The sequence below is a fragment of the Paenibacillus sp. OAS669 genome (assembly GCF_014873645.1).
Taxonomy (GTDB): domain Bacteria; phylum Bacillota; class Bacilli; order Paenibacillales; family NBRC-103111; genus Paenibacillus_S; species Paenibacillus_S vulneris.
Genome location: NZ_JADBDR010000011.1, coordinates 216,560 through 240,036, shown reverse-complemented (window position 1 = coordinate 240,036; position 23,477 = coordinate 216,560). Strand labels below are relative to the sequence as shown.

The following is a 23,477-nucleotide window of genomic DNA, read 5'->3' as shown; positions in this document are numbered from 1 at the left end:
GCCACCGAAAATCGTAATAATTCAGGAGGAAATACGCCAAAAGTAAAGTACGGCTAGGGAATTTAATCCCTAGCCGTACTTTGTCAACAGTCCCGCAATCAGGCTTTTATTTTTTTATGTAGGGAAAGTTGTATCACATCTGTTACAAAGTTAAGAGAAGGTACAAATATAAAGGATTACCCTATGTGTAATAACATAGGGTAAACATGTGTGTCACAGCTGGTGGATGAGCAGCTTATGTTCGATTATGCCCAAGTCGTAGTGGTTTCAACGGGAAGGCGGTAAGAAGGATGACCTTCTTTGGCTGCTTTTCCGATTGAGATCAACATGACCGGTTTGAACCTGTCTTTATTAAGACCAAAGACTTCAGCAATCCGTTCCTTATCATATCCTGCCATTGGGTTAGTATCATATCCATGGGCTCGTGCAACAAGCATGAGCTGCATGGATACAATACCCGAATCAATCAAGTTCATGTCTCGCAGGTCGGATTCAGATAGGTTGGCATAGTAGGATTTCGCTTGTTGTACCTGCATGTCCATAATGTCCTGTGGCATGTATCCATGTTCTACAGCTTTGCCAAATATCTCGTCAATATATTCCATGTTATTAGCATCGTAAAACACCGCGATGACAGCGGAGGAAGTCAGAACTTGCGCCTGATTGAAGGATGCTAACGGGGCAAGTTTTTCTTTGCCTTCTGGGCTGTCGATAACAAGGAAACGCCAGGGCTGCATATTTATAGCAGAAGGGGCACGGGAAGCTTCCGTTAATATTTCGGTCATTTCCTCCCGGCTAATTTTCACTTCTGAATCGTAGACTTTCACCGAACGGAGCTCCAAGACAATTTCATTGAAATTGTTAGTTTTGTGGAATTTGCCAGTGATTGTGTTCATGTAGTGTTCTCTCCTTCATCTATACTAGTTGTGAGATTCCGGTCCCTCAACCTCACTATTAGAATTGTAAACTATGAAGTATACTTTATAGCAAGAGAAGGCATTGAGGTGATGAATATGAAGATTAGTGAAGTTGCAAAAATGGTTAACCTTCCAATATCAACTATCCGTTATTATGAGAAAATAGGAATTATTACCAATGATTATATTAGGAGGGAACGGAATAATTACCGGGATTATGCGTCAGAAATTATTGCTTATTTAGAAGTCGTAAAAAAATGTTTATCCATGGGATTTTCCATTAACGAAATAAAAGCCATGATCGCGAGAAATGGAATGTCCAAAGACGTTCAAACACATATCATTAAGGAGAAAATATCTGAAATCGAGAAGGCTCATAAAAAGTTAGAGGAATCAAAAAGAAACCTCTACGATGTACTTGAATTGGATATTACATGCGAAGATGGGTTTGGAAAATATTAATTCAAATATGCAAGAGGTTGGATTAATTAATCGTAAAGTTTATCCCGCATTACCTCCGCTTGTTGAGTATTCAGTAGCATCAAAAGGGGAGCCATTGATTCCAATTGTTGATCTAGCGGAGAAATTCGGAAAGAAGCTTGGAGACAAAATAGTTAGGAGTTCAATAAAAAGGACGCTCCCGCGCCTTCGCTTGAAACTCCTAGTCTCAACGCGGAGGATAATGGGAATGTCTGGAGAATAGATCAGGGGATGAAAAAGTAAAAATATATATTTTGTGATATGCCAGCAATATGGATAAGTTCATTTGCAATGGTGTATAGTTGGAGGTTAGATTTATGCAAAGTAGATTAGAACAAGACATTATTTCAACGGCAGAAAGCTTCAAAAATAACTTCTCCGATAAAGGGAATTTTGATTTTAGTGTACAAAGTCTACGTAAAGTAGACGATATTCTTGAAAAATTATGTGAGTATGAATTAGATAATGGTAATCTGGATTCTGTTTCTTCTATGGTCGGAAGTTACATTTTCGAAGTGGCAAGAAGGAACTACGGCGGGAAGTATTATTGGGTACAAGAAAGAGAGCAGCCCGTTTTAGTTACTGGTGAGCCTGAATTTTCAATTTCAATATTTGCATTCGATAAAGTAAGAGGCAGAATTCAGAATGGAAAGGAAGATGAGATCCCTTATTACTTTGATGGCTATATCCAGGCAGTTGAAAAAGGTAAGCAAACAGGATACTGTGCAACAATTGTTTAAGGTCTGGGAGATTAAACTGCCCCGAAAGCTTCTCGTAGAATAGGTCTAAAAATGGCAGCACGAAAATAAGCTTTGAGCTACCTGAAATCCGAGGCTCTTTCCAATCTTCGAACCGCTTGCTTCACAATCGCTTCCTGCTGTCTTTTTTCAAGATGGAACTTGTAAAGGAGGTGCCCTTTTGATGAAGACGACGTTATATTTAACTCGTCATGGTGAAACGGAATGGAATGTTGAAGGAAAACTGCAGGGCCATAAAGATTCACCTTTAACCAACTTAGGTAAACGGCAAGCAAAATGGTTAGGGGCGTCTCTCAAGGAAATCGAATTCGATGCAATTTATTCTAGCCCAAGTCCAAGAACCTACCAGACTGCCGAAATAATTCGAGAAGAACGGAAAATTGAACTTTCTTCATGTGATAGCTTAAAGGAGATCGGTTTAGGCTCCTGGGAAGGACAAAAAGATCATATATTGAAAGGGCTTATGCTGATGAACATAAAGCCTTTTGGAATACACCGCATTTATATAAGCCTATAAATGGCGGCGAATCCTTTTCTCAGTTACAAGATAGAATCATTCCAACCGTATTAGATATTACAGCTAAACATAGGGACGGTAATGTTCTAATCGTTACTCATGCCATTGCACTTAAAGTTATCATGGCTTATTTTAGAGGAGATTCACTTGAAAAATTATGGAGTCCACCATTAATTCAACCCACCGCACTTAACAAAATTGTTATTGATGATACCGGATTCAACATTGAACTACATGGAGATATTTCGCACTATCAGACTGTTCGAAATGCGGTAGGCGCTATAGCGTATCAAGGGAATAAATTCATTTTAGTTCATAAAATATTGAATACTTTTGGGGAGTCATCCGGGGTTTGGGACTTTCCAAAAGGCGGAGTAGAAGCAGGGGATTTAGGCTTAGAAGATGCGGTCATACGCGAATCAATTGAGGAAACAGGGACCGATAAATACGTTATTAAACAAGAACTTTCTGAGAAAATAGCGTTTAATTTTAATGAAGACATAAGAAAGCGAATGGGTTATGAACGCCAGGAGACAACAATGTTTCTTGTTGAGTTTATAGGAAATCAAAATGATTTAAAGCCAAATGATAAAGAAATCGATGAGTTGATGCTTGTGGAATCAGAAAACCTTTTGAAGAAGCTATCCCATAAAGAAACTGCTGCGTATGTTCAGGAGCATTGTCAATTTTTATTTGAAAGTTGAACAATGAACGGCTGCCGCGGGGCAGTCGTCATTGCGGAGGGTCATATTTTGGGAAAGACATTCTGCAAGAGAGACTAAAAAGATACTGGTAAGTGGTTCTCAATTCCACTGTGTTATTAATGAACTCTCTAGAAATAAATTTGTAAACTTTAAGGTATATTCATCCAAAATCTCGTATTTTGAAGTTTAAGTCGGAAGCATCGCATAGCACCGTTTTCACGCTGCGGTCGCTACGCTCCCTTGATCTGCCCGGGGCATTTCGCTCGGATTCGTGAATACAAGAACGTTATAAGAAATTGCTGCAAAATTATATTAGGATCTTTAACAGGGGAGTTTCAATGATGTCGAATAACGGAGTTAAAGAAGAACTATATCCTAAACAAATTGGAGGATGGTTACTTGTTTATTTAATAACTTTGTTTATAAGTGAAGTAATGTATATTACTGGAGTTATACGAATATTGCCTAACTTTATTAACCATATTGAGGAAAGTAATTGGGTACAGAATGTAATAGTAATAGGAGCTTTACTAAAGACGGTAATTACAGGGCTAATACTTATGCTTTTTATAAGTAAAAAGAATTATGCTTTACGAATAATTATTATATATGAAGTGTTTTGTATTTTAATTAGAATATTAACTTATATAGACTTTTACAGTAGGGGACAAATAGTTCCTAGTTCTTATCATGTATCCATACTTTTTGGAGTAATAAGTGTACTCTGGATTTCATATTTTTTAAAATCGAATAGAGCAAAGGAAACATTTATAAACAGTTAATGATTTGTCTGTAATTAATGATGGCAGCAACTTCTTATAACACCGTAATCACGCTGCGGTCGATACTCCGACCTAGGTCTGCCAGGAGATAATTCGGAGAAGTAGACAACCCTGCATCACCTAACCGCATCGCGGCCGGCACTACGTGCCTTAAGCTAATGAGGGTTCGTGAATACAAGAATTAGGAAATTAGCGCACAACATTTTTGGGGGACAAGAGGCTATGCAAATTGATTATACATATGTGTTGTGCTCTGCAAAACCGAAGCCGCTAGAAATTATTGATGAGTCACTAACTAGGGATGAGGAGTGTCGGGATCATGGCAAAGGATGAAAAAAGTAGCGTGAACCGAAAAGCCGAAATCATCTCCGCAGTAATTGAGGTTTTTGCGGAAACTGGTTATTACCGCGCGACAACAGCACAGGTTGTAGATCGTGCGAAAATTTCCCAACCGTAAGTGTTTAGATTTTTCGCAACGAAGGAAGCGCTACTACTCGGCGCACTGGAGATTTCGTGGGATAGGATCCAACAATCCTTTCGACTGGTTGTGGAAAGCGCAACAACCCCTGAGCAACTTAATCAATTATAAATTCTATTGTGGAAATGCTGTACTTAACGGATGAGCTGCTGCGCTTAAGCTGGGAGAAGTACCGGCGCTATATCGTTCCCATTCCAGCAACCAGGCCCGAGGTTGGTATTGCGGCGACCATTCGGGAATTGCAGAAAAAGAAGTAATTCTATAGTTATTTGTTATTGATCAATCAATTATTTTATGGTGGCAAGGTTCTTCCACCAAATGACTTTTTATGAATAAAGGAGATAAGTATTATGACGGTAATGACTCAATAGTTAAAAGCAACTCTATACTTGGAGTGAGGATCATAAAAAAAGTAATTCAAATGGCTTCAATGGCATGAGCCGAGAGTGATGGGAATCCTGGATCGATACGATGGGGGCGGCCTGGATGGTCAGGAAGTCGGACTTGGGCATTAAGGAGAAGTATCGTAAGAGATAAAGGAAAATACAAACTTGCACTTGGCATCCTATAAAATTAAAAGCGTATAGGCCTGTGTCATGGCGCTGCGATACAAGCCTATGCGTATATTCGTTTTGCGAACCCGCCATACAATCAATATGAAGTCACTTTTAAGTTTAAGCTAGCTTGATGTTTGGATAACATGGTATCCTTAATCCAAGTCTGGGACAAGTACAGCAGCTAAGGAGAGCATCGTTATATATTCGACCGATTGCCGGAAAAACCTTGGACCCTTAAGGAAAGGACGGAGGAGAACCATGAGCGCGCGGAGAGGGAGAGTCATTCGTAAGAAGTTTTACGATCTGTTTTACGGGATATCTTTCAAACAAAGAATTCGCTCCTCATTCATCCTGTTAATCATATTGGCCATTAGCGTTGTAGGAACCAGCTCTTATTGGATTGCATCCAAGGAGCTGCAAAAGAACGCTTTCACCTCGAGCCAGGAGGCAGTGGACAAGACGACGCAAATTTTGGACGATAAGCTGAATAGTATCTCAATTTCTCTCCGTTCGTTGATGTTAAGCGACGCATTCCGGCAAATGATGCTCGACGTTCAGAGCAACAATATATCGAATTATTATGTTCATTTGTCCGGATTCCAGTATGTTTTCTCTCAATTGAGCTATAATGATCCTCTGATCGAGAGCATTCTTATAGCTACCCCAATCGGTGATTTTTACCCGACGGCGCAGCGAAGGTCACAGTCCCTATCATTCTACGAGTCGAATTTGTATTATGAGATTAAAGACAAACCGGATGGTTTGTGGGTTAAGGGACATACGGATATATTTTTTACTGGAGAAAAGCGTGTATTGTCCTTCGTCACCAAAGGAACACAGGATAATGTGACGAGCACTAATGTATTTATCGTCGTCAATATAAATGAAAACAGTTTGATCGGGGTTATCAATAAGCACTCATCCCAAAATGACAGTAACTACTTTATGGTCGATTCTAAAGGCGAGGATGTCATCCGCACCGCCTGGTCTACACAACATAATCTGATGAAGGATGAGCTTTTTCTGCGTAATGTGTCTTCGAATACCCGCGGGTCCTTTTTTCATAGCTTTGATAAAACGGATTACTTGGTAAATTATACACGCTCTGGCGTTGTGAAAGATTGGCTTTTGTTCGGTATGCAGCCCAAAGACAAGCTGCTGGAGCAGATGAATCTTGTGCAGCGTACAACGATTTTCATCATGATCGTCTTTTTATTGGTGGCGTGGTTGTTCTCGAACAAATTGACGGCACTGTTGCTCAACCCCCTGTTCAAGCTGCAACGACTGATGCGGGAAGTGGAGGATACCCGGCTATCCGTCCGTTTCGAGAGCCGCTTCCGCGACGAGGTGGCCCAGGTCGGCTTTCAATTCAACCGGATGCTGGATGAGATCAATCGTCTGATAGATGATGTTAAGTCGAGTGAGGCTGGCAAGCGAAAAGCGGAGCTACGCTCGCTAACAGCGCAAATGGAGCCTCATTTTTTGTACAACACCTTGAACACGATATATTGCAAATCGGTTATGGGCGAGAATAACGATGTCAATGAGATGATTCTTGCATTGAGCCAGATGTTCCAATTGGGGCTCAGCGGAGGCCGTGATTGGAATACGCTAGAGGATGAGCTGTCCCATGCACAGCAGTACTGTGCTATTCAGCAAAAATGCTACGAGGGTTTATTCGAATACGTTATCAACATAAGCGATGAGCAGCTGCTAACCTGTTATGTACCGAAGATATTGCTCCAGCCGATCATCGAGAACAGCATTCAGCATGGCTTCAGCAACCGCCGGTCCGGGGGAATCATTCGCGTATCGGTAAGTAAAGAACATAATATGCTGCATCTGGTGATCGAAGATAACGGCACCGGCATGGAAATGGACAAGGTCATGCAGGCGATGGTTCATCAAGTTAGCTCGAAGAAAGGATATGCAATTTATAATATATTAAACCGGCTCCAGCTCTATTATGGCGAGAAAGCAAGCATGGAGCTGTTCAGCAGCTCGGGAAGTGGAGCCAGAACCGATCTCTGGATTCCCATTAGGAAAAGGGAGGGAGAGTATTATGAATGAGAGTCCAGTCGTAAAATTATGTGTCATCGATGACATCCGCAGCGTCGTTGACATGATTGCCCGCAAACCATCGTGGCATGAGCATCGTGTCGAGGTTGTCGGCACTGCTTTAGATGGCGAAGAGGGGCTCAGACTCGTTAGAGAGTTGAAGCCCGATATTGTCCTAACTGATATTCGAATGCCAAGAATGGATGGACTTGCTATGACGGAGGCGATTCTTGAAGTGTCGCCGCATATCAAAATCGTGATTTTAAGCGCATATACTGACTTCTCCTATACGCAGCAGGCGATTCGACTGGGGGCATTTGACTTTATCAAAAAGCCGTTCTCGATCGATGAGATTGTGAAGGTTGTTCTCAAAGCGAAGAAAGCCTATGAGGAGGAGATGAGGGAACATTCTGAGAGGCTAGAACTCGAGAAGAGTGCGCGTACGAGTATGCCTATGCTACAGCGGGAATATGTATCGCTTCTCGTGCATCATCCGGCAAGTGAAGAGCGGGCATTGAAGGAATGGGAACAGCTCAAGATCGAATTGGAGCCGCGTCACTTCAACATTTTCATCGTTGAGCTCGACCATTTCCCGGACAAGTATGGCAGCCAGCCTGCGCGGGAGATTGAATTAATTCAATTTGCTGTGCGGAATATACTGGAGGAGACGATAGCTGCTTGGACACGTGGAATGGTGTTTCGTGAAGGTGTGAGCCGGTTCATATGCATCGTTAACTGCATAGACAATATCACAGCACAGCAAATTTCGGAAGCGTGCCGTGCGAATATTTCCCAGTTTGCGAAATCTACCGTCTCTGTCGGCGTAGGTCTGTGCGTCGATACCATTTCTGAACTACCTCATTCCTATGCCCAGGCGTTAAGTGCGCTATCGTACCACTTCTACACGGAAGGTGACGGCGTCAACAGCTATTCTCCTTCGGCGGGACGGAGTAACAGCCTGCCAACATATTCGATTTCAACAGAGCAGGAATTTTTGTTCGCTTTGCGTTCTGGAAATAAGGACAACTGCCTGCTTATTCTGGAGCGGATTTTTAACAAATGGATAAGCAGTGATCCTCTACCCAAACCGCAATATGTCGAGAATCTATGCATGGAGCTTTCGAATAAAATAAATCGGTTGATGCTCGAATATTTTCCGCCAGAGAGGGTTTTCACACTGGAGCGCAAATACGGTTCGGTGAACCTCCGGGGGTACAGCACCTTTCAGGAAATGCGGGAGCGCATAAGGAATCACTGCACGGAAGCCTGCGGCTGGATGGAAGAGGAACGTTCGGATGAATCCGTCAAGTTGATTTATCAGGCAAAAGACTACATTTGTGCGAATTTGCAATTGAATTTGTCTTTAGAGCATTGTGCCAAGCAGGTAAATCTAAGCCCGGGCTATTTTTCCAACCTGTTCAAAAAAGTGCTCGGCATCTCCTATCAACAGTTCGTTACCCAACAAAAAATGGAGAAAGCCAAGTCCATGCTCATTGACGGTTACCAGGTACAAGAAATCGCACTGACACTGGGCTATGAGCATAGAAGGTATTTCAGCGAAATTTTCAAGAAATATACCGGCATGACGCCTTCCGAGTTCAAGGCCTACAGCATGGGGAAGAGCGCTTCTTCACAGGATAACAAGTCCTAACCCGTCACATCTTTACGCCCTCGTTTCCTAGGAACCGGGGGTGTTTTTATATAACGGCTAAAAAAACCTGCCCTTAATGTGGGGATTACCGCATTATGCAATTATGCTTTCAGGTTTAAAATAAGTACATAGAGATCACGAATTGAAAAGGGGAGGCAATGAGATATGAAAACACGTATAGTTCCGGCGTTGGTTGGATTGGCTATGGCAGGCAGCTTGGTGGCCTGCAGCAGCGATAACGGACCAAAAGAAGGACAAGGGAATAAACCCATAGCGAAAACGAAGATTACTTACTGGACGGGTGACCGCCACGACTCTGATTTTATTAAAGAAATGGTTGATAAGTTCAATACGACAAATCAGGACAACATTGAAGTCGAGCTGGTGGTCAAGGGCGACGATTTCGACCAGGCGCTCGATCTATCGTTCCAAACCGCGGAACCGCCTGATATTATACGGGTCAAAGAAAATACGATTCAAACGTTTTATAAAAAAGGCTTCCTAGCGCCAATCGATGAATTCATGACTGACGACTTGAAAGCCAAATTCCCGGAGATGAAAGATCTGAACAGCTTTGACGGAAAAAGATACAGCCTTCCGAATTACGGCACGACGATGCGCCTCATCTACAACAAGGAGCTTTTCGCTAAAGCGGGTATTACAACCCCCCCGACAACATTGGCGGAGCTGGTCGAGGATGCAAAGAAACTTACCGAAGCTGGCAAAGCGATTGGAGCTTACGGATTCGCACAAAATTTCAAGAATCCAGGCAGCGCGCTCGGCCGTTCCTCCCGCGTCATAGCTGAGGTCAGCGGCTACGGAGGGTTCGGATATGACTTCAAGACTGCTCGCTACGACTTTAGCGGCATGAAGCCGATCATCCAGGCGTTCAAACAAATTAAAGACGATGGCAGCATGCTGCCCGGTGTGGAATCTCTTGATATCGATCCGCTGCGTGCGCAGTTCGCCCAAGGTAAAATCGGGATGTATCTCTCATTCTCAGCCGAAGCGGGTGTATATCAATCGCAGTTCCCGGCCAAAATCGATTGGGCGGCGGCACCGGTTCCATCAATCAATGGAAGCTTCAACGGAGCCTCGGGTTTCCTGGGCGGCCAATGGCTTGCACTCAGCTCAAAAACGGCTAATAAAGAAGCAGCCTGGAAATTTATGAAGTACATGTACAACGATTCTTTGCTGCAACAGTACCAGGAAAAAGGATTCGGCATTGCGATGGTGCCATCGATAAGCGCGGTAGCGGCCAAGCCTCAAGTGAAGGGCATCGAAGGGTTCCTGCCTAACAAATATGATGGTGTCTGGCCAGTCTATCCTGTCGTGCCAGTACAAGGAACAAAATCCGATGATGCCTTCTTCAAGTACATTCTAAGCGGAGGCGACCTGGACTCCATCATAACTGATTTGAATACGCGCTATAATGCTGCGCTGGATACGGCTATCGCCAAAGGCGACGTCAAGGTGCAGCCTATGCCGGATTTCAAACCTTCAGACTTAGCTGGGAAATTTGTCAAATAACATTTATATGAGGATGGGGATGACCGACGCCCCATCCTTATGTATACAAATAAGGAGTTGAGATGGATTGAATAAAGCCAAACATGCCGCTTTTGCCTACAGCTACTTGCTTCCCAGCTTTATTCTAACCGCTGTTCTAGGGATCTACCCGATCTTATGGGCCATGAGGTATATGTTTTACGATTATAAAGGGTACGGTCAGGAACGGTTTATTGGATTGGATAATTTTGTCCGGGTAATGAAGGACCATGATTTCTGGGATTCCGTCGTAAATACAATTGTTTATGCCGGTGGGAAGCTGGCCATTTCGATTCCGCTGGCACTACTTTTAGCCGTAATACTTAACCGTGGGATTCGGGGCAGGAACCTGATGCGGGCGATATTTTTTATGCCGACGATCATAAGCACGGCCGTCATGGCCGTTGTCTTTTTTACAATATTCAATTCGTATAACGGCATCCTGAATCAATTTCTGATGAAATACAAGGTTATTCATCAAGCTATCGATTGGCTCGGCGTGGATCATTCCATGCTGACCGTGATCATTGTAGCTGTCTGGGGGGCTGTCGGTAACTACATGCTGCTTTTTCTTGCGGGTCTCCAGAACATCCCGGAGGACGTCTATGAGAGTTCCTCTCTCGACGGAGCGAATAAGCTGCAACAGTTCTGGTATATTACGATACCGATGCTGGGTCCGGTGCTGCAAATGATTATCATGCTTGCAATTATCAACGCACTCAAAGGGTATGAAAGCATTATGGTTATGACCGATGGAGGTCCGATCGGTAAGACAACGGTTATGTTTCTCTATGTATACAAGCTTTTTTTTCCTACTGCAGGCACCGGAGCGGCTACGCAGGTACAGGAAATCGGGTATGGCAGCGCCGTTGCCTTCGTCACCGCGATTATTGTGGGGCTGATCACGTTACTGTATTTCTTTGGTTCAAAACGGCTGAACCGCAACGATTGAGGAGGATAGCATCATGAGAATCGTATGGAACATCGTCTTATGGGTTTTTCTGCTTCTGGTTACGTTAGTCACGTTGTTTCCGGTTGTCATCACAATCTTCGGCTCTTTCAAGACGAACATCGAATTAACCACGGGCGCGACCTTGCTGCCCTCCAGCTGGCAATTCGGCAATTACGTGGAAGCCTGGAAGCAAGCTAATTTTTCGACCTACACCAAAAACAGTTTATTTATTGCGATTACCGTTACGATCGGTACGTTGTTAGTATCTTCGATGGCCGCATATGTTGTAAACCGGATGGAATTTCGAGGGAAGAAGCTGTATGTCGGAATCCAAGCCTTTACGATGTTCGTCGCAATCGGCGCTGTCGTCTTAAGACCCCAGTTCGAACTAATGATTAAACTTCAACTGCATAATACACTGTGGGGTGTCATCCTTATTCTGATCAGTGCACATGCATCAACCTTTTTCATTCTTCTTAGCTTTATGAACGGCATTCCCAAAGAATTGGACGAGGCGGCGCGCATCGACGGCTGTTCACGAGGAGGAACATTCTGGAAGATTGTTGTTCCGCTGCTGACGCCGGGACTGGGTGTCAGCGCGCTGTTCACGTTTCGCGGAGCATGGAACGAATACCTGCTGCCATTTGTGTTTACTATGAGTAAGCCCAAATTGCAGACGCTGACCGTCGGTCTCGCCAATTTGAAATATGGGTTAGCTGCCGCTTCGCAAACGCATTTGATGATGGCGGGGGCCTGCTTGTCCATCCTACCGATCCTGATCGTCTACTTGTTCGCCAACAAATCATTTATGCAGATGACAGCAGGTTCGTTAAAAGGTTAGCCTGCAGTATACTATGGGGTCCTTACAGGTCTTTGCTTGTTCTTAAGCTTATATTATGACTAGGAGGAAAGTATTTTTATGACATCGTTACCTTTGATTGGAGACCTGTTCTCCAGCAGCATTATTAAGCGGTATCCGGCGAATCCGATTCTGGATGCGTCTTCCGTGCCTTATCCGACAGCGCTTGTCTTCAATGCGGGCGTCACCAAGTTCAACGGTAAGTACGTGATGGTATTCCGCAATGATTACGGATCACTTGAGAAACAATCGATAGAACCGCATCATACGACGGATTTAGGCATTGCGTTCAGTGATGACGGCATCCATTGGAAAGCGGGTCCGAAGCCCTGCTTTAAAATGCATAACGAAGAAATCGTTCGCGCTTACGACCCACGGTTAACCGTTATCGACGGACGCTGCTATATGTGTTTTGCTGTGGACACCTTGCACGGCATTCGTGGAGGCGTAGCGGTAACCGACGATTTCGAACATTTTGAAGTACTCAGCTTGTCGACGCCGGATCTGCGAAATATGGTGTTGTTCCCGGAAAAAATTCATAACCGTTACGTTCGTCTAGAGCGCCCGTTTACCGTATACAGCCGGGGTGGGATCGATCGGTTTGATACCTGGATATCCGAATCGCCAGATTTGAAGTTCTGGGGAAATTCCGACCTTCTACTGGCAGTGGAGCAGGTGCCTTTCGCAAACGATAAGATCGGTCCCGCTGCTCCACCCGTAAAGACAGAGAAAGGTTGGCTAACTCTGTTTCATGCGGTCGACATCGATCCTTCCAGAGGCAAAAACGGATGGGAGCCGACGTGGAAAAAACGGTATACGGCCGGCATTATGCTGCTCGATCTGGATAACCCGAAAAAGATCGTCGGCATGTACAAGAAGCCTCTGCTGGCGCCTGAAGCAGACTACGAGGTGGATGGAGGCTTCCGCAATCATGTTATTTTTCCGGGTGGCATGGTTCTCGAGGAAAGCGGCGAAGTTAAAATCTATTACGGGGCCGCCGATACAGTGGAATGCTTGGCGACAGCCCATGTGGACGATTTGCTCAAGCTTTGTCTGGAAGGATGAGTCAGCCGTTAGGAGGCGGAAATATTGACGATCTGGGGAGAGCTACGGCAGCCACCGAACCATTACCGTAGTGTACCGTTTTGGTCATGGAACGACAAGCTGGAGATAGCCGAGTTGGAGAGGCAAATTGAAGAGATGCATAATGCGGGAATAGGCGGTTTTTTCATGCATGCCCGGAGCGGGTTAAAAACGCCTTATATGGGTGAGGAATGGATGGCGGCGATTCGAATTTGTATAGAGAAAAGCAAAGCGCTTGGAATGGAGCCGTGGCTTTACGACGAGAACGGATGGCCGAGCGGGTTTGCTGACGGTCAGGTGCCCGCAATGGGTCTCGACTTTCAGCAAAAGCGGATTGCATTTGAGGAAGCCCCGTTCCGATTATCGCCGGAACGAACGATTGCTTACTATGCTAGAGCCGGGAACGGTTACCGCAGGCTAATGACCGGTGAAGAGAGCAACGCCGACTTACGTATTTTTTACAAGGTGAATCCATATTACATCGATACGCTCAGTAGGAAAGCGGTTCGCGCTTTCATCGATTCGACCTACGAAGCGTATTGGGACAAGTTTGGAGAGGAATTCGGAGATGTTGTAAGAGGCGTATTCACCGATGAACCTCAATTCGCGAGGGGACAAATTCCTTGGTCGTTCGACCTTGAAGAAGAATTCGGCTCCCGTTATGGATATGATATACGGGATGTTCTTCCGTCGCTTTTCTTCACGACGGAAGGATGCGGGAAGGCGAGGTATGATTACTGGGAATGCGTCACCGCCATGTTCACTCAAGCTTACGCGAAGCAAATCGGCGAATGGTGCCATAGCAGAGGCTGGGTGGCTACAGGTCATGTCGTTGATGAACAGGAATTAATGAATCAGATCACTTCTGTCGGAGATCCGATGGCATTTTATGAATATTTGCAAATTCCTGGATGTGACTGGCTGGGGCGGTTTGTAAGCGAAGAGCCGATTGTTCCCAAACAGGTTAGTTCGGTAGCCCGGCAGCTTGGCAAGAAGAGGACCATCACAGAAAGTTATGGGTGCTCCGGATGGAATGTAAGCTTTCAGGATTTGAAAAGGATCGGGGAATGGCAGTTCGTTCATGGCATCAACTCCATCTGCCAGCATTTGCAGGGATATTCGCTCAAAGGGCTGCGCAAGCGTGATTACCCGCCTTCCTTGTTCTATCAGCAGCCATGGTGGGATGATTACCGTGCATACAACGATTACTTCGCACGGTTATCGCTTCTGTTGTCAGAAGGCAATCGTCAGACAGACGTCCTCCTGCTTCATCCGATCCGCTCGGCATGGGTGGCGCAATGCGGACACGACTCCTCAGCTATCATCCCATATCACCAATCCTTCGCTCAACTTACGCGCTGGATGTGCCAAAGCTTTCTCGAGCATGATTATGGCAGTGAGAGCATCATCGAGACGCATGGCAGCGTCTGTGACGGACGATTCATCGTAGGGCAGGCTTCCTACAATGTGGTCGTTATTCCACCGAGTATCTCTTTAAACAAGAGGACAGTACAGCTGCTTCAGCAATTTATGGAGCAAGGGGGACGCCTTATCGCATTTTCTCCGTATCCGACGCAGATGAACGGAGCGGAAAGTGAGGAATTGAAAGAAATTCTCGGTTATGCACAGAAACCAGGGTGGAGCCGGGAGGAACTGCTGCAAGCGGTATCCGCTGCAGCAGCACCATTCATCCGGGTGACGGATAGTACAGGAAAACCAATAGCTGCGGATTCGATCAATGTGCAGACATTAACACTGGAAGGTGCTTTCTTATACTATTTGGTGAATTCCGGTGAAGAATGCTATGAAGAAATTCAGGTAGAACTGCTGCGAAGCGGTACTGTAGAAATGATTGATTTGACAACAGGCGATGTTGTTCCGCTTAACCATGTAGGAACGGAAGATGGCGTTCGGTTCACGCTCTGCTTGCTTCCGGCGCAATCGCATATGCTTCGGCTTGTGCCGGTAACTGCTAAAATCTTTAAGGGGGAAAACTTGCAAGCGAACCGAATTGGAGCCGCTGCTCATACAATGTCTGACGGAGCGAAGGCAAGGATCGCGTACTCGCTGGACCGGCCATGGACTATTGCATATTCAGATCTGAATAGCTTGACGCTGGATACTTGCCGACTGCGAATAGAGGACGGCGAATGGTCAGACCGCCAGCCGATTATTTTTATCCAGGAACAGCTGCTGGCCATAGGGAGCCCGGTTCATATAGAGCTGGAATTCGAATTTCAGGTTGATTTCGATGTGTCGGTTCCACGAGAGCTGTATATGGTTATGGAACAGCCAGAAACTACGCAGATCACGCTGAACGGTTGCGTGGTGAATCCAGTTAGCTGCGGATGGTGGAGGGATACCTCCTTTCGTAAGATCGATATTCGCGGACTGGCCGTAAGGGGAAGCAATACGCTGATTATTGCATCGTATTTCAGCAATTCGAGCGCTACGTATGAAACCATTGAACGGGCGGCCGTGTTCGAATCGGAAGGCAATAAACTGACACTTGATTCCGAGATCGAAAGCGTATATTTGTTGGGGGAGTTCGGCGTCAGATCGAAATCGTCTTATACGGAAGGTGAGAGGCGCGCCGTTCGCACCGACGGTCCGTTCGAGCTTACGGAGCCGCCGACAGAAGTACAGGCGGGGGATTTCGTCCGGCAGGGGCTTCCGTTCTTTGCAGGAAAGCTACGCTTGCGGCAGCAAATTCAGCTGAACCATGAAGTTTGGTCCGTGGCTAAACTGCGATTCCCGGTGCCGCCGGATGCCATTGTCACGCGCTTGGTCGTCAATGGCGAACAGGCTCATACTTTTCTGTGGGAGCCTTACGAGGCGGATATCGGAGCATTGCTCCGAAGAGGGGATAATATCATCGAGCTAGAGCTTGCGAACAGCTGTCGCAATCTGCTGGGTCCCCATCATCATATAAAAGGCGAGGTATACAAGGTGGGACCGGATAGCTTCAAAGATAAACCCGGATGGACCGATAAGGACCTGAATCCCAATACTCGGGTATATCAAGACCATTATTCATTTGTCCGATTGGGCTTTCAGGATGCACCACGGATAGAACTGCAGTTGTAACTGCAGGAGTTCGAAATACGAGACAATCACCTTCGACAAAATAGATATCGAACGTTTGGAATATACCAATGATAACAACCGAACCTGGGCGTTCTTCATCATTCGTAACGCCGACGGCTTCGGAGGAGGGACTATCAGCAATCTGAAGGTAAAAAATATCAGTGTACGCGATCAGGGAACGACAGCGGGTACTCTGAAAGGTTACAGCAGTACCGAAAATATTAGTGGGATTACGTTCGATACCGTTATGATGCCGGGAAGTACAGGGCCTGCTACTAATTTGTACGAAATGAATATCATCAATAAAGCCAATTATACACAGCCGACTATTTTACCGACACAGACCTCTAAACCGATCCAGCGGCCGAATCTGGCTCGGAATAAACCGGCATATGCCTCCTCTTCAAAAGCGGCCCCGTATCTTACAGTTGACGGAGATTATACTACAAGATGGGGCTCTAATTATACGGATAACGAATGGTACTATGTCGACCTCGGTTCAAGCATGGACATTGACGAAGTTAAGTTGTACTGGGAGACGGCTTATGGAAAAAGCTACCGAATTCAAGTGTCAGACGATGCGGCGAACTGGAAGGATGTATACAGCACCACAACCGGGGACGGCGGCCTCGACGTAATCCGCTTCACTCCGACAAAAGCCCGATATGTCCGGATGAACGGCACCTTAAGAGGTACGATTTACGGATATTCGCTATAGGAATTCGAAGTTTACGGAACGACGGACAATCTGGCATTCGGAGCCGCTGTTTCTGCAAGTAGCACTGTGGAAAATAGCAACTGGTCGGCAAACAGGGTAAATGACGGTGAGCGGAACTCGGTTGCTGGCTCTTATGGCTGGACAAGCAATAATAGCCTTACGAGCAACCATACAGAGTCCGTTACATTGGATATGGGTACTAACAAAACGATTGCAAAAGTGGATTTATACCAGCGGAATGATGCTGGAAACGTCGGTCAAAACTTCCCTATCGACTTTAAGATTCTTACCTCCGTGGATAATACTAATTGGACGACCGTCTTGACACGGACAGGGTATGCCCAGCCCGGAAATGCCGTGCAAAGCTTTAGCTTTCCGCCGACATCCGCACGCTATGTAAAAATTGAAGGTACGAATTTACGGCCTAACCCGACGGATGCCAACCGGTACCGAATGACGTTCGCAGAAGTGGAGATATATTAATGGGAGAATAATCCCCGCGAATGGCCACCTAATGACATGGAATAAATTTGCGGTTGGTTTGGATGCCGACATTAATGAGGCATAACGATTACGGAGAGTCTTCTTTCCGTGCTTGATGAAGAGCAATTTATTGATGGCCGAGCGAAGTATAAGCAAGGTGAGTTAAGCTCAAACGGAATACGATAGCCTAATAAAAGGCTCAGACGATCCAGGAAGATTCGATTCGTGAAACGATGCGGAATGGATATCGGGAAGTCTGCCAAATGGTACTTGAGGCTTTCCGCAAGGTAGAGATCAAGAATCCAGAAGCCACTTTGCTGAGGTACGAGCAAGAGCTTGTTTCTATATGACAGCTGACACCACCAAAAGTCGGGTGACAAGAACATTGTCCCATTATTAAAAGAAACTGTTCCTTGGTAAAATGGAAGTACCACCCACCATTTACGAAAGGAACGGTTTCTTTGTACATTCAATATATAGGGAGCCGGAACATTTACAGTAAGACCGACAAAGATGCCACTTTTATGCGGATGAAAGAAGATCACATGAGAAACGGTCAGCTCAAACCGGGCTGCAATGTACAGATAGGTACCGAAAATCAATTCATCTTCGGCTGCGGCTACAGATTGCTATTTGTTCGCTGCAAAATATCTGGCGATCGGAGCTGGAGTGTTCACCGACTCGCTTAGAATTGCGTTCATAGAAAAATTAATGCCCGATTTTCGGCGCAACGATTTTTTGAAAATATTATAATCATATTTGTGTTCGGAGAAGGCTTCAATTCATTTTGAAACTGTTATGAAAAAAGGAGGAGCAGAATGATACCGCCCGACAGGAAACTCGCGTATTATCAGGCGCTTATCGATAAGAAGTCCGAGTATGAAGGCATTTTCTATGTAGGAGTCAAGACAACTGGTGTGTTTTGTCGGCCTACCTGTCCGGCAAGAAAACCTAAGTTTGAAAACTGTGAATTCTATGAGACAGCTAAGGAAGCCCTTCTGGCATCATTCAGACCCTGCCAACGCTGCCGTCCGCTGTCCCATCCGGGCCATATCTCGGAGCTGGTTCGTAAGCTAGTCAACGCGGTGGAAGAAAACCCCGAACACCGCTGGACAGACGAAGACTTCCGAAAATTATCTGTGGATGCCTCAACTGTGCGCCGTCAGTTCAAGAAGAGATTCGGAATGACTTTTGTTGAATATGCAAGAGCTCGGCGAATGGGAATAGCCTTGAAGCAGATCCGAGCAGGCAGCGCGGTCATCGAAGCACAGTTATCCGCAGGTTACGAATCCGGCAGTGGCTTCAGGGATGCGTTTTCGCGCATTATGGGCGCATCGCCTGCTGGGCTGGGCAATCAACAGATTTTAAAGGCATCGTGGTTGGATACACGTCTTGGCCCGATGATCGCAATCGCCGATGAACAAGCGCTATATTTACTCGAATTTATAGATCGCAGAGGATTGGAGCGAGAGATCGAGCGTCTAAGAAGGAAGACAAAATCCGCGGTCATTCCTGGTAGCACACCGCCAATCGATTCGATTGAAAGGGAGCTTAGGGATTATTTCGAAGGCAAGTTAACCGAATTTAAAACGCCTGTGAAACTAATTGGATCGCCTTTTCAGAAGAAGGTGTGGGAACAATTGCAGAAAATTCCGCCCGGTCAGACGACTTCGTATGGCAACCTTGCCTCGGCGATTGAAAAGCCAAGCGCTATTCGCGCCGTAGCCCAAGCAAATGGAGCCAATCAGCTGGCTATTGTGATTCCATGTCATCGAGTGATCAACTCGAACGGCGAGTTGGGCGGTTACGGAGGAGGGATATCTCGAAAACAATGGCTGCTTGACCATGAGAAGAATGAGAGAGTGGTGGATTAAATAAGATGATGAAAATCAAGCAGTCGGGCAAATGGTCCATTTTATTTGTGGTTACACTTGTATCATTTATTACTAATCTAGACGCTACGATTGTGGTTAACGGTCTCCCTTCGCTCATGGAGGACTTGCATCTTTCGATTGGAACGGGGATGTGGACGATTACTTCGTTCTATATCACAAGTACAGTATTCCTCCTTCCTTCTGGCCGATGGTCCGATATGTTCGGTACCAAGCGCATTTTTCTATGGGGGTTCGCTCTGTTCACGATTGCTACTGCTTTTTGCGGTATGTCAGACTCCGGCACAGTTCTGATCACGGCTCGCCTTCTGCAAGGTACCGGTGCTGCCATGGCGATGGCGGCATCTACTCCGATCTTGATACGGACATTTCCACCTAATGAACTTGGGCTCGCACTCGGCATTAACAATATCGCATGGGTGACAGGCTCTCTCGTTGGTCCTGTTGCCGGAGGTTTACTAATCGGTGATTTTGGATGGCGTTCCATGTTCTACGTGGTCGTTCCGATCGGTATCGTTGGTTTGGTTGCCGGTATTCTACTTCTAAAGGATGATAAATCGAGCGAAAAATCGAAGACGGACTGGCCCGGCGTGTTGACGTACGGAGCAGGTTTAACCGCACTGCTTATCGCCTTGTCCGAGGCCCAGACTTGGGGATGGGTATCGGGAAAAACATTCGGACTGTTCGCAGCAGTGCTGTTCTTATGGATTGCGTTCGTTTTCATTGAGAAGAAGGCTAAGCATCCATTGTTTCATTTGGGTCTTCTTGCTTATCGGGATTATACCATAGGGCTCGGAATTACAATGAGCTACTGTATCGGTTATTTCGCCGTAACCATACTGCTTACGCTGTATTTGCAAGGTGCACTACACCTCAGTCCACTGGAGTCAGGGTTGTTGTTGATTCCGCTATCAGTGCCCCAACTGTTCACAGCTCCCTTCGGAGGTAGGCTTGCCGATCGTATAGGCCCCGCAAGAATGATTGTGCTGGGATCATTTCTAATCGGTCTCGCGCTACTGATGCTTGGACAGCTCGGCCCCAAGCTGTCGAATATAGCAGTCATCGCTCCGCTTTTGATCATTTCTGCAGCAACCGGACTTTCCTGGCCATCACTTGCAAAAGCAGTACTATCAGCCGCTCCGCAAGAGCAAACGGGTTCTGCCTCAGGAATGTTCTGGACCGTATACAACATGTGCCGGGCTATTAGCCAAGCGCTTGCGTTGGCAGTTGTTCAGCTGGTGGCCAAGTCCGATGTTGCTTCACAATTATTATCTAGTGCAGGGGGCCAGGAATTGGGTCAATCGAAAGATGCTTTGATCCAAGCTTCTAACATCGGTTTCCGATTCTTCGCAGTCTTTCTCGCACTCGCAGTCTTACTTGGACTATTTTTACTACGACCGCAGCACAAGACCGGAAGGGAATCAGCAAACATTTTCACTAATGAATAAACATACCTCCTGAAAATGAAAATGCCCCCTCTGAAAAGGGCGGCGATCGGCAGCTTCATTGCGTTAACGGGCAGCATTTAATAGCTCTTGTTTTTATGCTCAAGGTAATGGTAACATAGGAACATGCGTTTGTTTTTTTGCATTTTCCAGCGGATCGGGGGAGGAATTGGCGTGGTTGAAATCATTGAAAAAGAGCAATTTTCGGTTAGTGGAAAATTAAGAAAGGGGGTTGCTAATGAAGCACCCCAATGGATACTATCATTAGAAGCAATTAGTAACCTTATTGAAATAAGCAATCCCGCCATCCAACATCATGTGCAAACGGCTCTCGTTTGTTTGGTTAAGGAGCCGATGTGTACATGATCCAATTGACGAACCGCCAGGCACGGCAATTTCTGCTATTGAAGCACGGGTTGTTGGGCGAATATCATTTTACCGGAAAGCAGGGAGTATTGGATTTTGTACGGCAGGTCGGCTGTATTCAATACGATCCCATCGATGTTTGCGGAAAAAACGCCGAGCTGGTGCTGCAGTCGCGAATCAAAGGATTTACCAAGAACATGCTCGCCGAGTTGCTGTATCATGATAGAATCCTTGTCGATTATCCCGACAAGAATTTGGCCATTATCCCCGTCGAGGACTGGCCGTATTTTGAGCGGTATAGGCAGGCAGCCAGACAACATGCCAAGCGTTATCCCGAAATGGAAGCGTTGATAGAGCAAGTACGAGCTCACATCCAAAATCACGGTGCGCTAAGTTCGGATGATCTAAAATTGGATGGAAATTTCGCTTGGAGATCGGCCATCCACTGGAGCAGCGGAAACAATTCATCACGGTCGGTGCTGGAGCAGATGTATTCGACAGGCGAGTTGATTATACATCACAAAAAAGGAACGCGTAAATATTACGATATCGCGGGGAAGTACATACAGCCAAATCTGCTGAATGCGCCGGAGCCGCTGGAGGGAGAGCTGGAGCATCACAAGTGGCGGGTACTGCGTCGAATCGGTGCAGTTGGCCTTTTATGGAATCGCGCATCCGATGCCTGGCTGAACATATGGGGATTGAAAGCAGAGCAGCGCAACGAGGTTTTCCGCCAGCTGTTGCACGAAGCTCGCATTGTTGCTGTTGCCGTGGAACAAGTGAAGGATATACTTTATTGCCGCGTGGAGGACTTGCCGCTTATTGAAGCCGTTCTGCAAAATCCTGCGCCGAAATGGCGCTGCGAGCTGATTGCTCCACTAGATAATTTCATATGGGACAGAAAACTGATCAACGAATTGTTTGGATTCGATTACACCTGGGAGATTTACACACCTACAATCAAACGAAAATTCGGCTATTATGTGCTGCCTCTATTATATGGAATGAGCTTCATTGGACGAGCCGAGATAATCGTGGAGAGAAAAACTGGAACGCTCGTTGTTAAAAACATCTGGTACGAGAACGGTGTGAAGCAAACAACGCAATTGCGAACAGCTTTAAAAAGTTGTTTCCAAAAATTTGCGTTATTCAACGGGTGTGAGACGATTTCGGTAGAGTCTATGAATTGATATGTACTGTATTTCTATAGAGATGATAAGGTTGTTTTATTCGTTGCCGAATCTTCATCCGTATACTATAACGAGGATGCTCCTTGATAGATGAATGTGACACTGCAGCTGCTGGTCCCACGATCAGCTGCAGTCAGTCTAATACTTTTTTTCCCAAATTGATTGCACCTGCATCCGTATTGCAAGGTTACCGTTATCATTTGTCCGAGAGGTGACCGGAAACCGTGAACCGTAATCACGTTCTCGTTTCCCCCAAAAAGATTTCTTGCATTTAGGTTGACAACTGCATCCGGATGCCATAGAATACAAATAATTAATTCGATAATCAAATGTTTCGATTAGAAATAGTAGAAGTGATACGAGCTTTCAGAGAGCCTCTGGTTGGTGCAAAGCGGCAGCGTCATTCATTTCGAACTCGTCTATGAACAGCTGCCTGACAATGTAGGGTAAGCCGGATTTCCACCGTTACAGGGATAGATGGTGATGGCCATCGAATTGAGCTCATTTCGTATGAAATGAATTAGAGTGGTACCGCGGGTCTAACCTCGTCTCTATAACATAGAGACGGGTTTTTTTTGTTGGTTAAAGACCGGGTTTAATCAACCCCGCTTGACATATATGACACGTTAAGGAGCTGTTGCCCGACAGCGACGGTCCGATCGATGATTCGCCGGCTTAAAACTGCGGATGCTAAGGGAGGCTGCTGAAGTGAAGAGTGCGGAAGCGTTCACCTTTTTTTCGGTTGTTCCCATCTTCTAAAGATAGAAAAATCAGCGCTAAATTTATATTAGGTACGGTCTTTCAGCAAAGACCCATCAAGAAAATGCTGATTTACAACTCTAATGTAATTCCAATACCAAAAAGCAAAATGCCTTTTCGTACTTTATTAAAGTGCCCGCTTAAGAACAGACTTACTTTGCTTTCGTTACGGTAAACTGAAATTTATAAACAT

At 45.6% G+C, this 23,477-nt stretch carries 20 protein-coding genes, 1 pseudogene and 1 other annotated feature; of the genes and pseudogenes, 20 read left to right on the top strand and 1 reads right to left on the bottom strand.

All coding sequences use genetic code 11. The features are described 5' to 3' along the window. Positions 1-245: 245 nt before the first annotated feature. Entirely contained in the window at positions 246-896 is a 651-nt protein-coding gene (locus tag GGC63_RS23210) for a nitroreductase family protein (protein ID WP_192704347.1), read from the bottom strand. 111 nt (positions 897-1,007) lie between these two features. On the opposite strand from GGC63_RS23210, the gene GGC63_RS23205 reads away from it, so the two are divergent. The 20 genes and pseudogenes from GGC63_RS23205 (at position 1,008) to GGC63_RS23115 (ending at position 22,525) form a co-directional block, all read left to right on the top strand. Further along, positions 1,008-1,379, top strand: a complete 372-nt coding sequence (locus GGC63_RS23205; protein ID WP_192704346.1) for a MerR family transcriptional regulator — start codon at positions 1,008-1,010, stop codon at positions 1,377-1,379. Then, the gene (locus GGC63_RS23200) at positions 1,330-1,620 is read left to right on the top strand and encodes a winged helix-turn-helix transcriptional regulator (protein WP_192704345.1); all 291 of its coding nucleotides are present in this window, start codon (positions 1,330-1,332) and stop codon (positions 1,618-1,620) included. The genes GGC63_RS23205 and GGC63_RS23200 overlap by 50 nt, the downstream gene beginning before the upstream one ends. Positions 1,621-1,714: 94 nt before the next feature. Then, positions 1,715-2,137: a hypothetical protein gene (locus tag GGC63_RS23195; RefSeq protein ID WP_192704344.1), complete on the top strand. Its 423-nt coding sequence runs from the start codon at positions 1,715-1,717 to the stop codon at positions 2,135-2,137. 181 nt (positions 2,138-2,318) lie between these two features. Beyond that, positions 2,319-2,672, top strand: coding sequence for a histidine phosphatase family protein (locus tag GGC63_RS35200; protein ID WP_412973888.1), 354 nt, complete (start codon positions 2,319-2,321; stop codon positions 2,670-2,672). Beyond that, positions 2,582-3,376 (top strand): histidine phosphatase family protein, encoded by a 795-nt coding sequence (locus GGC63_RS35195; RefSeq protein WP_412973887.1) that lies wholly within the window; start codon positions 2,582-2,584, stop codon positions 3,374-3,376. The genes GGC63_RS35200 and GGC63_RS35195 overlap by 91 nt, the downstream gene beginning before the upstream one ends. Before the next feature lie 338 nt (positions 3,377-3,714). Beyond that, positions 3,715-4,158, top strand: coding sequence for a DUF2569 family protein (locus GGC63_RS35405; RefSeq protein ID WP_192704343.1), 444 nt, complete (start codon positions 3,715-3,717; stop codon positions 4,156-4,158). A 319-nt stretch (positions 4,159-4,477) separates the two neighbouring features. Then, a pseudogene (locus tag GGC63_RS23180) lies at positions 4,478-4,741 on the top strand (TetR/AcrR family transcriptional regulator); the annotation flags it as partial. A gap of 710 nt (positions 4,742-5,451) precedes the next feature. Beyond that, complete coding sequence (locus GGC63_RS23175) at positions 5,452-7,263, top strand: sensor histidine kinase (protein WP_192704342.1); 1,812 nt, start codon at positions 5,452-5,454, stop codon at positions 7,261-7,263. Further along, a complete protein-coding gene (locus tag GGC63_RS23170) occupies positions 7,256-8,902 on the top strand; it encodes a response regulator (RefSeq protein WP_225948427.1) in 1,647 nt (548 codons plus the stop codon). Before GGC63_RS23175 ends, GGC63_RS23170 begins: the two co-directional genes overlap by 8 nt. 165 nt (positions 8,903-9,067) lie before the next feature. After that, positions 9,068-10,432, top strand: a complete 1,365-nt coding sequence (locus GGC63_RS23165) for an ABC transporter substrate-binding protein (protein ID WP_192704341.1) — start codon at positions 9,068-9,070, stop codon at positions 10,430-10,432. Between the two features lie 67 nt (positions 10,433-10,499). Then, positions 10,500-11,402 (top strand): carbohydrate ABC transporter permease, encoded by a 903-nt coding sequence (locus tag GGC63_RS23160; RefSeq protein WP_192704340.1) that lies wholly within the window; start codon positions 10,500-10,502, stop codon positions 11,400-11,402. A gap of 13 nt (positions 11,403-11,415) precedes the next feature. Next, the gene (locus tag GGC63_RS23155; protein WP_192704339.1) at positions 11,416-12,243 is read left to right on the top strand and encodes a carbohydrate ABC transporter permease; all 828 of its coding nucleotides are present in this window, start codon (positions 11,416-11,418) and stop codon (positions 12,241-12,243) included. 78 nt (positions 12,244-12,321) lie between these two features. After that, positions 12,322-13,326, top strand: a complete 1,005-nt coding sequence (locus GGC63_RS23150; RefSeq protein ID WP_192704338.1) for a glycoside hydrolase family 130 protein — start codon at positions 12,322-12,324, stop codon at positions 13,324-13,326. A gap of 24 nt (positions 13,327-13,350) precedes the next feature. Then, entirely contained in the window at positions 13,351-16,431 is a 3,081-nt protein-coding gene (locus tag GGC63_RS23145; protein WP_192704337.1) for a glycosyl hydrolase, read from the top strand. Positions 16,432-16,486: 55 nt separating this feature from the next. Beyond that, positions 16,487-17,149, top strand: coding sequence for a discoidin domain-containing protein (locus GGC63_RS34610; RefSeq protein WP_225948426.1), 663 nt, complete (start codon positions 16,487-16,489; stop codon positions 17,147-17,149). Between the two features lie 30 nt (positions 17,150-17,179). Then, entirely contained in the window at positions 17,180-17,632 is a 453-nt protein-coding gene (locus GGC63_RS23135) for a discoidin domain-containing protein (RefSeq protein ID WP_225948442.1), read from the top strand. Positions 17,633-18,450: 818 nt separating this feature from the next. Next, the gene (locus tag GGC63_RS23130) at positions 18,451-19,506 is read left to right on the top strand and encodes a bifunctional transcriptional activator/DNA repair enzyme AdaA (protein ID WP_192704335.1); all 1,056 of its coding nucleotides are present in this window, start codon (positions 18,451-18,453) and stop codon (positions 19,504-19,506) included. A 5-nt stretch (positions 19,507-19,511) separates the two neighbouring features. Further along, positions 19,512-20,972 (top strand): MFS transporter, encoded by a 1,461-nt coding sequence (locus GGC63_RS23125; RefSeq protein WP_192704334.1) that lies wholly within the window; start codon positions 19,512-19,514, stop codon positions 20,970-20,972. 171 nt (positions 20,973-21,143) lie between these two features. Further along, positions 21,144-21,335, top strand: a complete 192-nt coding sequence (locus GGC63_RS23120; protein ID WP_192704333.1) for a hypothetical protein — start codon at positions 21,144-21,146, stop codon at positions 21,333-21,335. Further along, complete coding sequence (locus GGC63_RS23115) at positions 21,332-22,525, top strand: winged helix-turn-helix domain-containing protein (RefSeq protein WP_192704332.1); 1,194 nt, start codon at positions 21,332-21,334, stop codon at positions 22,523-22,525. The genes GGC63_RS23120 and GGC63_RS23115 overlap by 4 nt, the downstream gene beginning before the upstream one ends. Before the next feature lie 325 nt (positions 22,526-22,850). Next, positions 22,851-23,081, top strand: a binding site (T-box leader). Positions 23,082-23,477 lie beyond the last annotated feature (396 nt).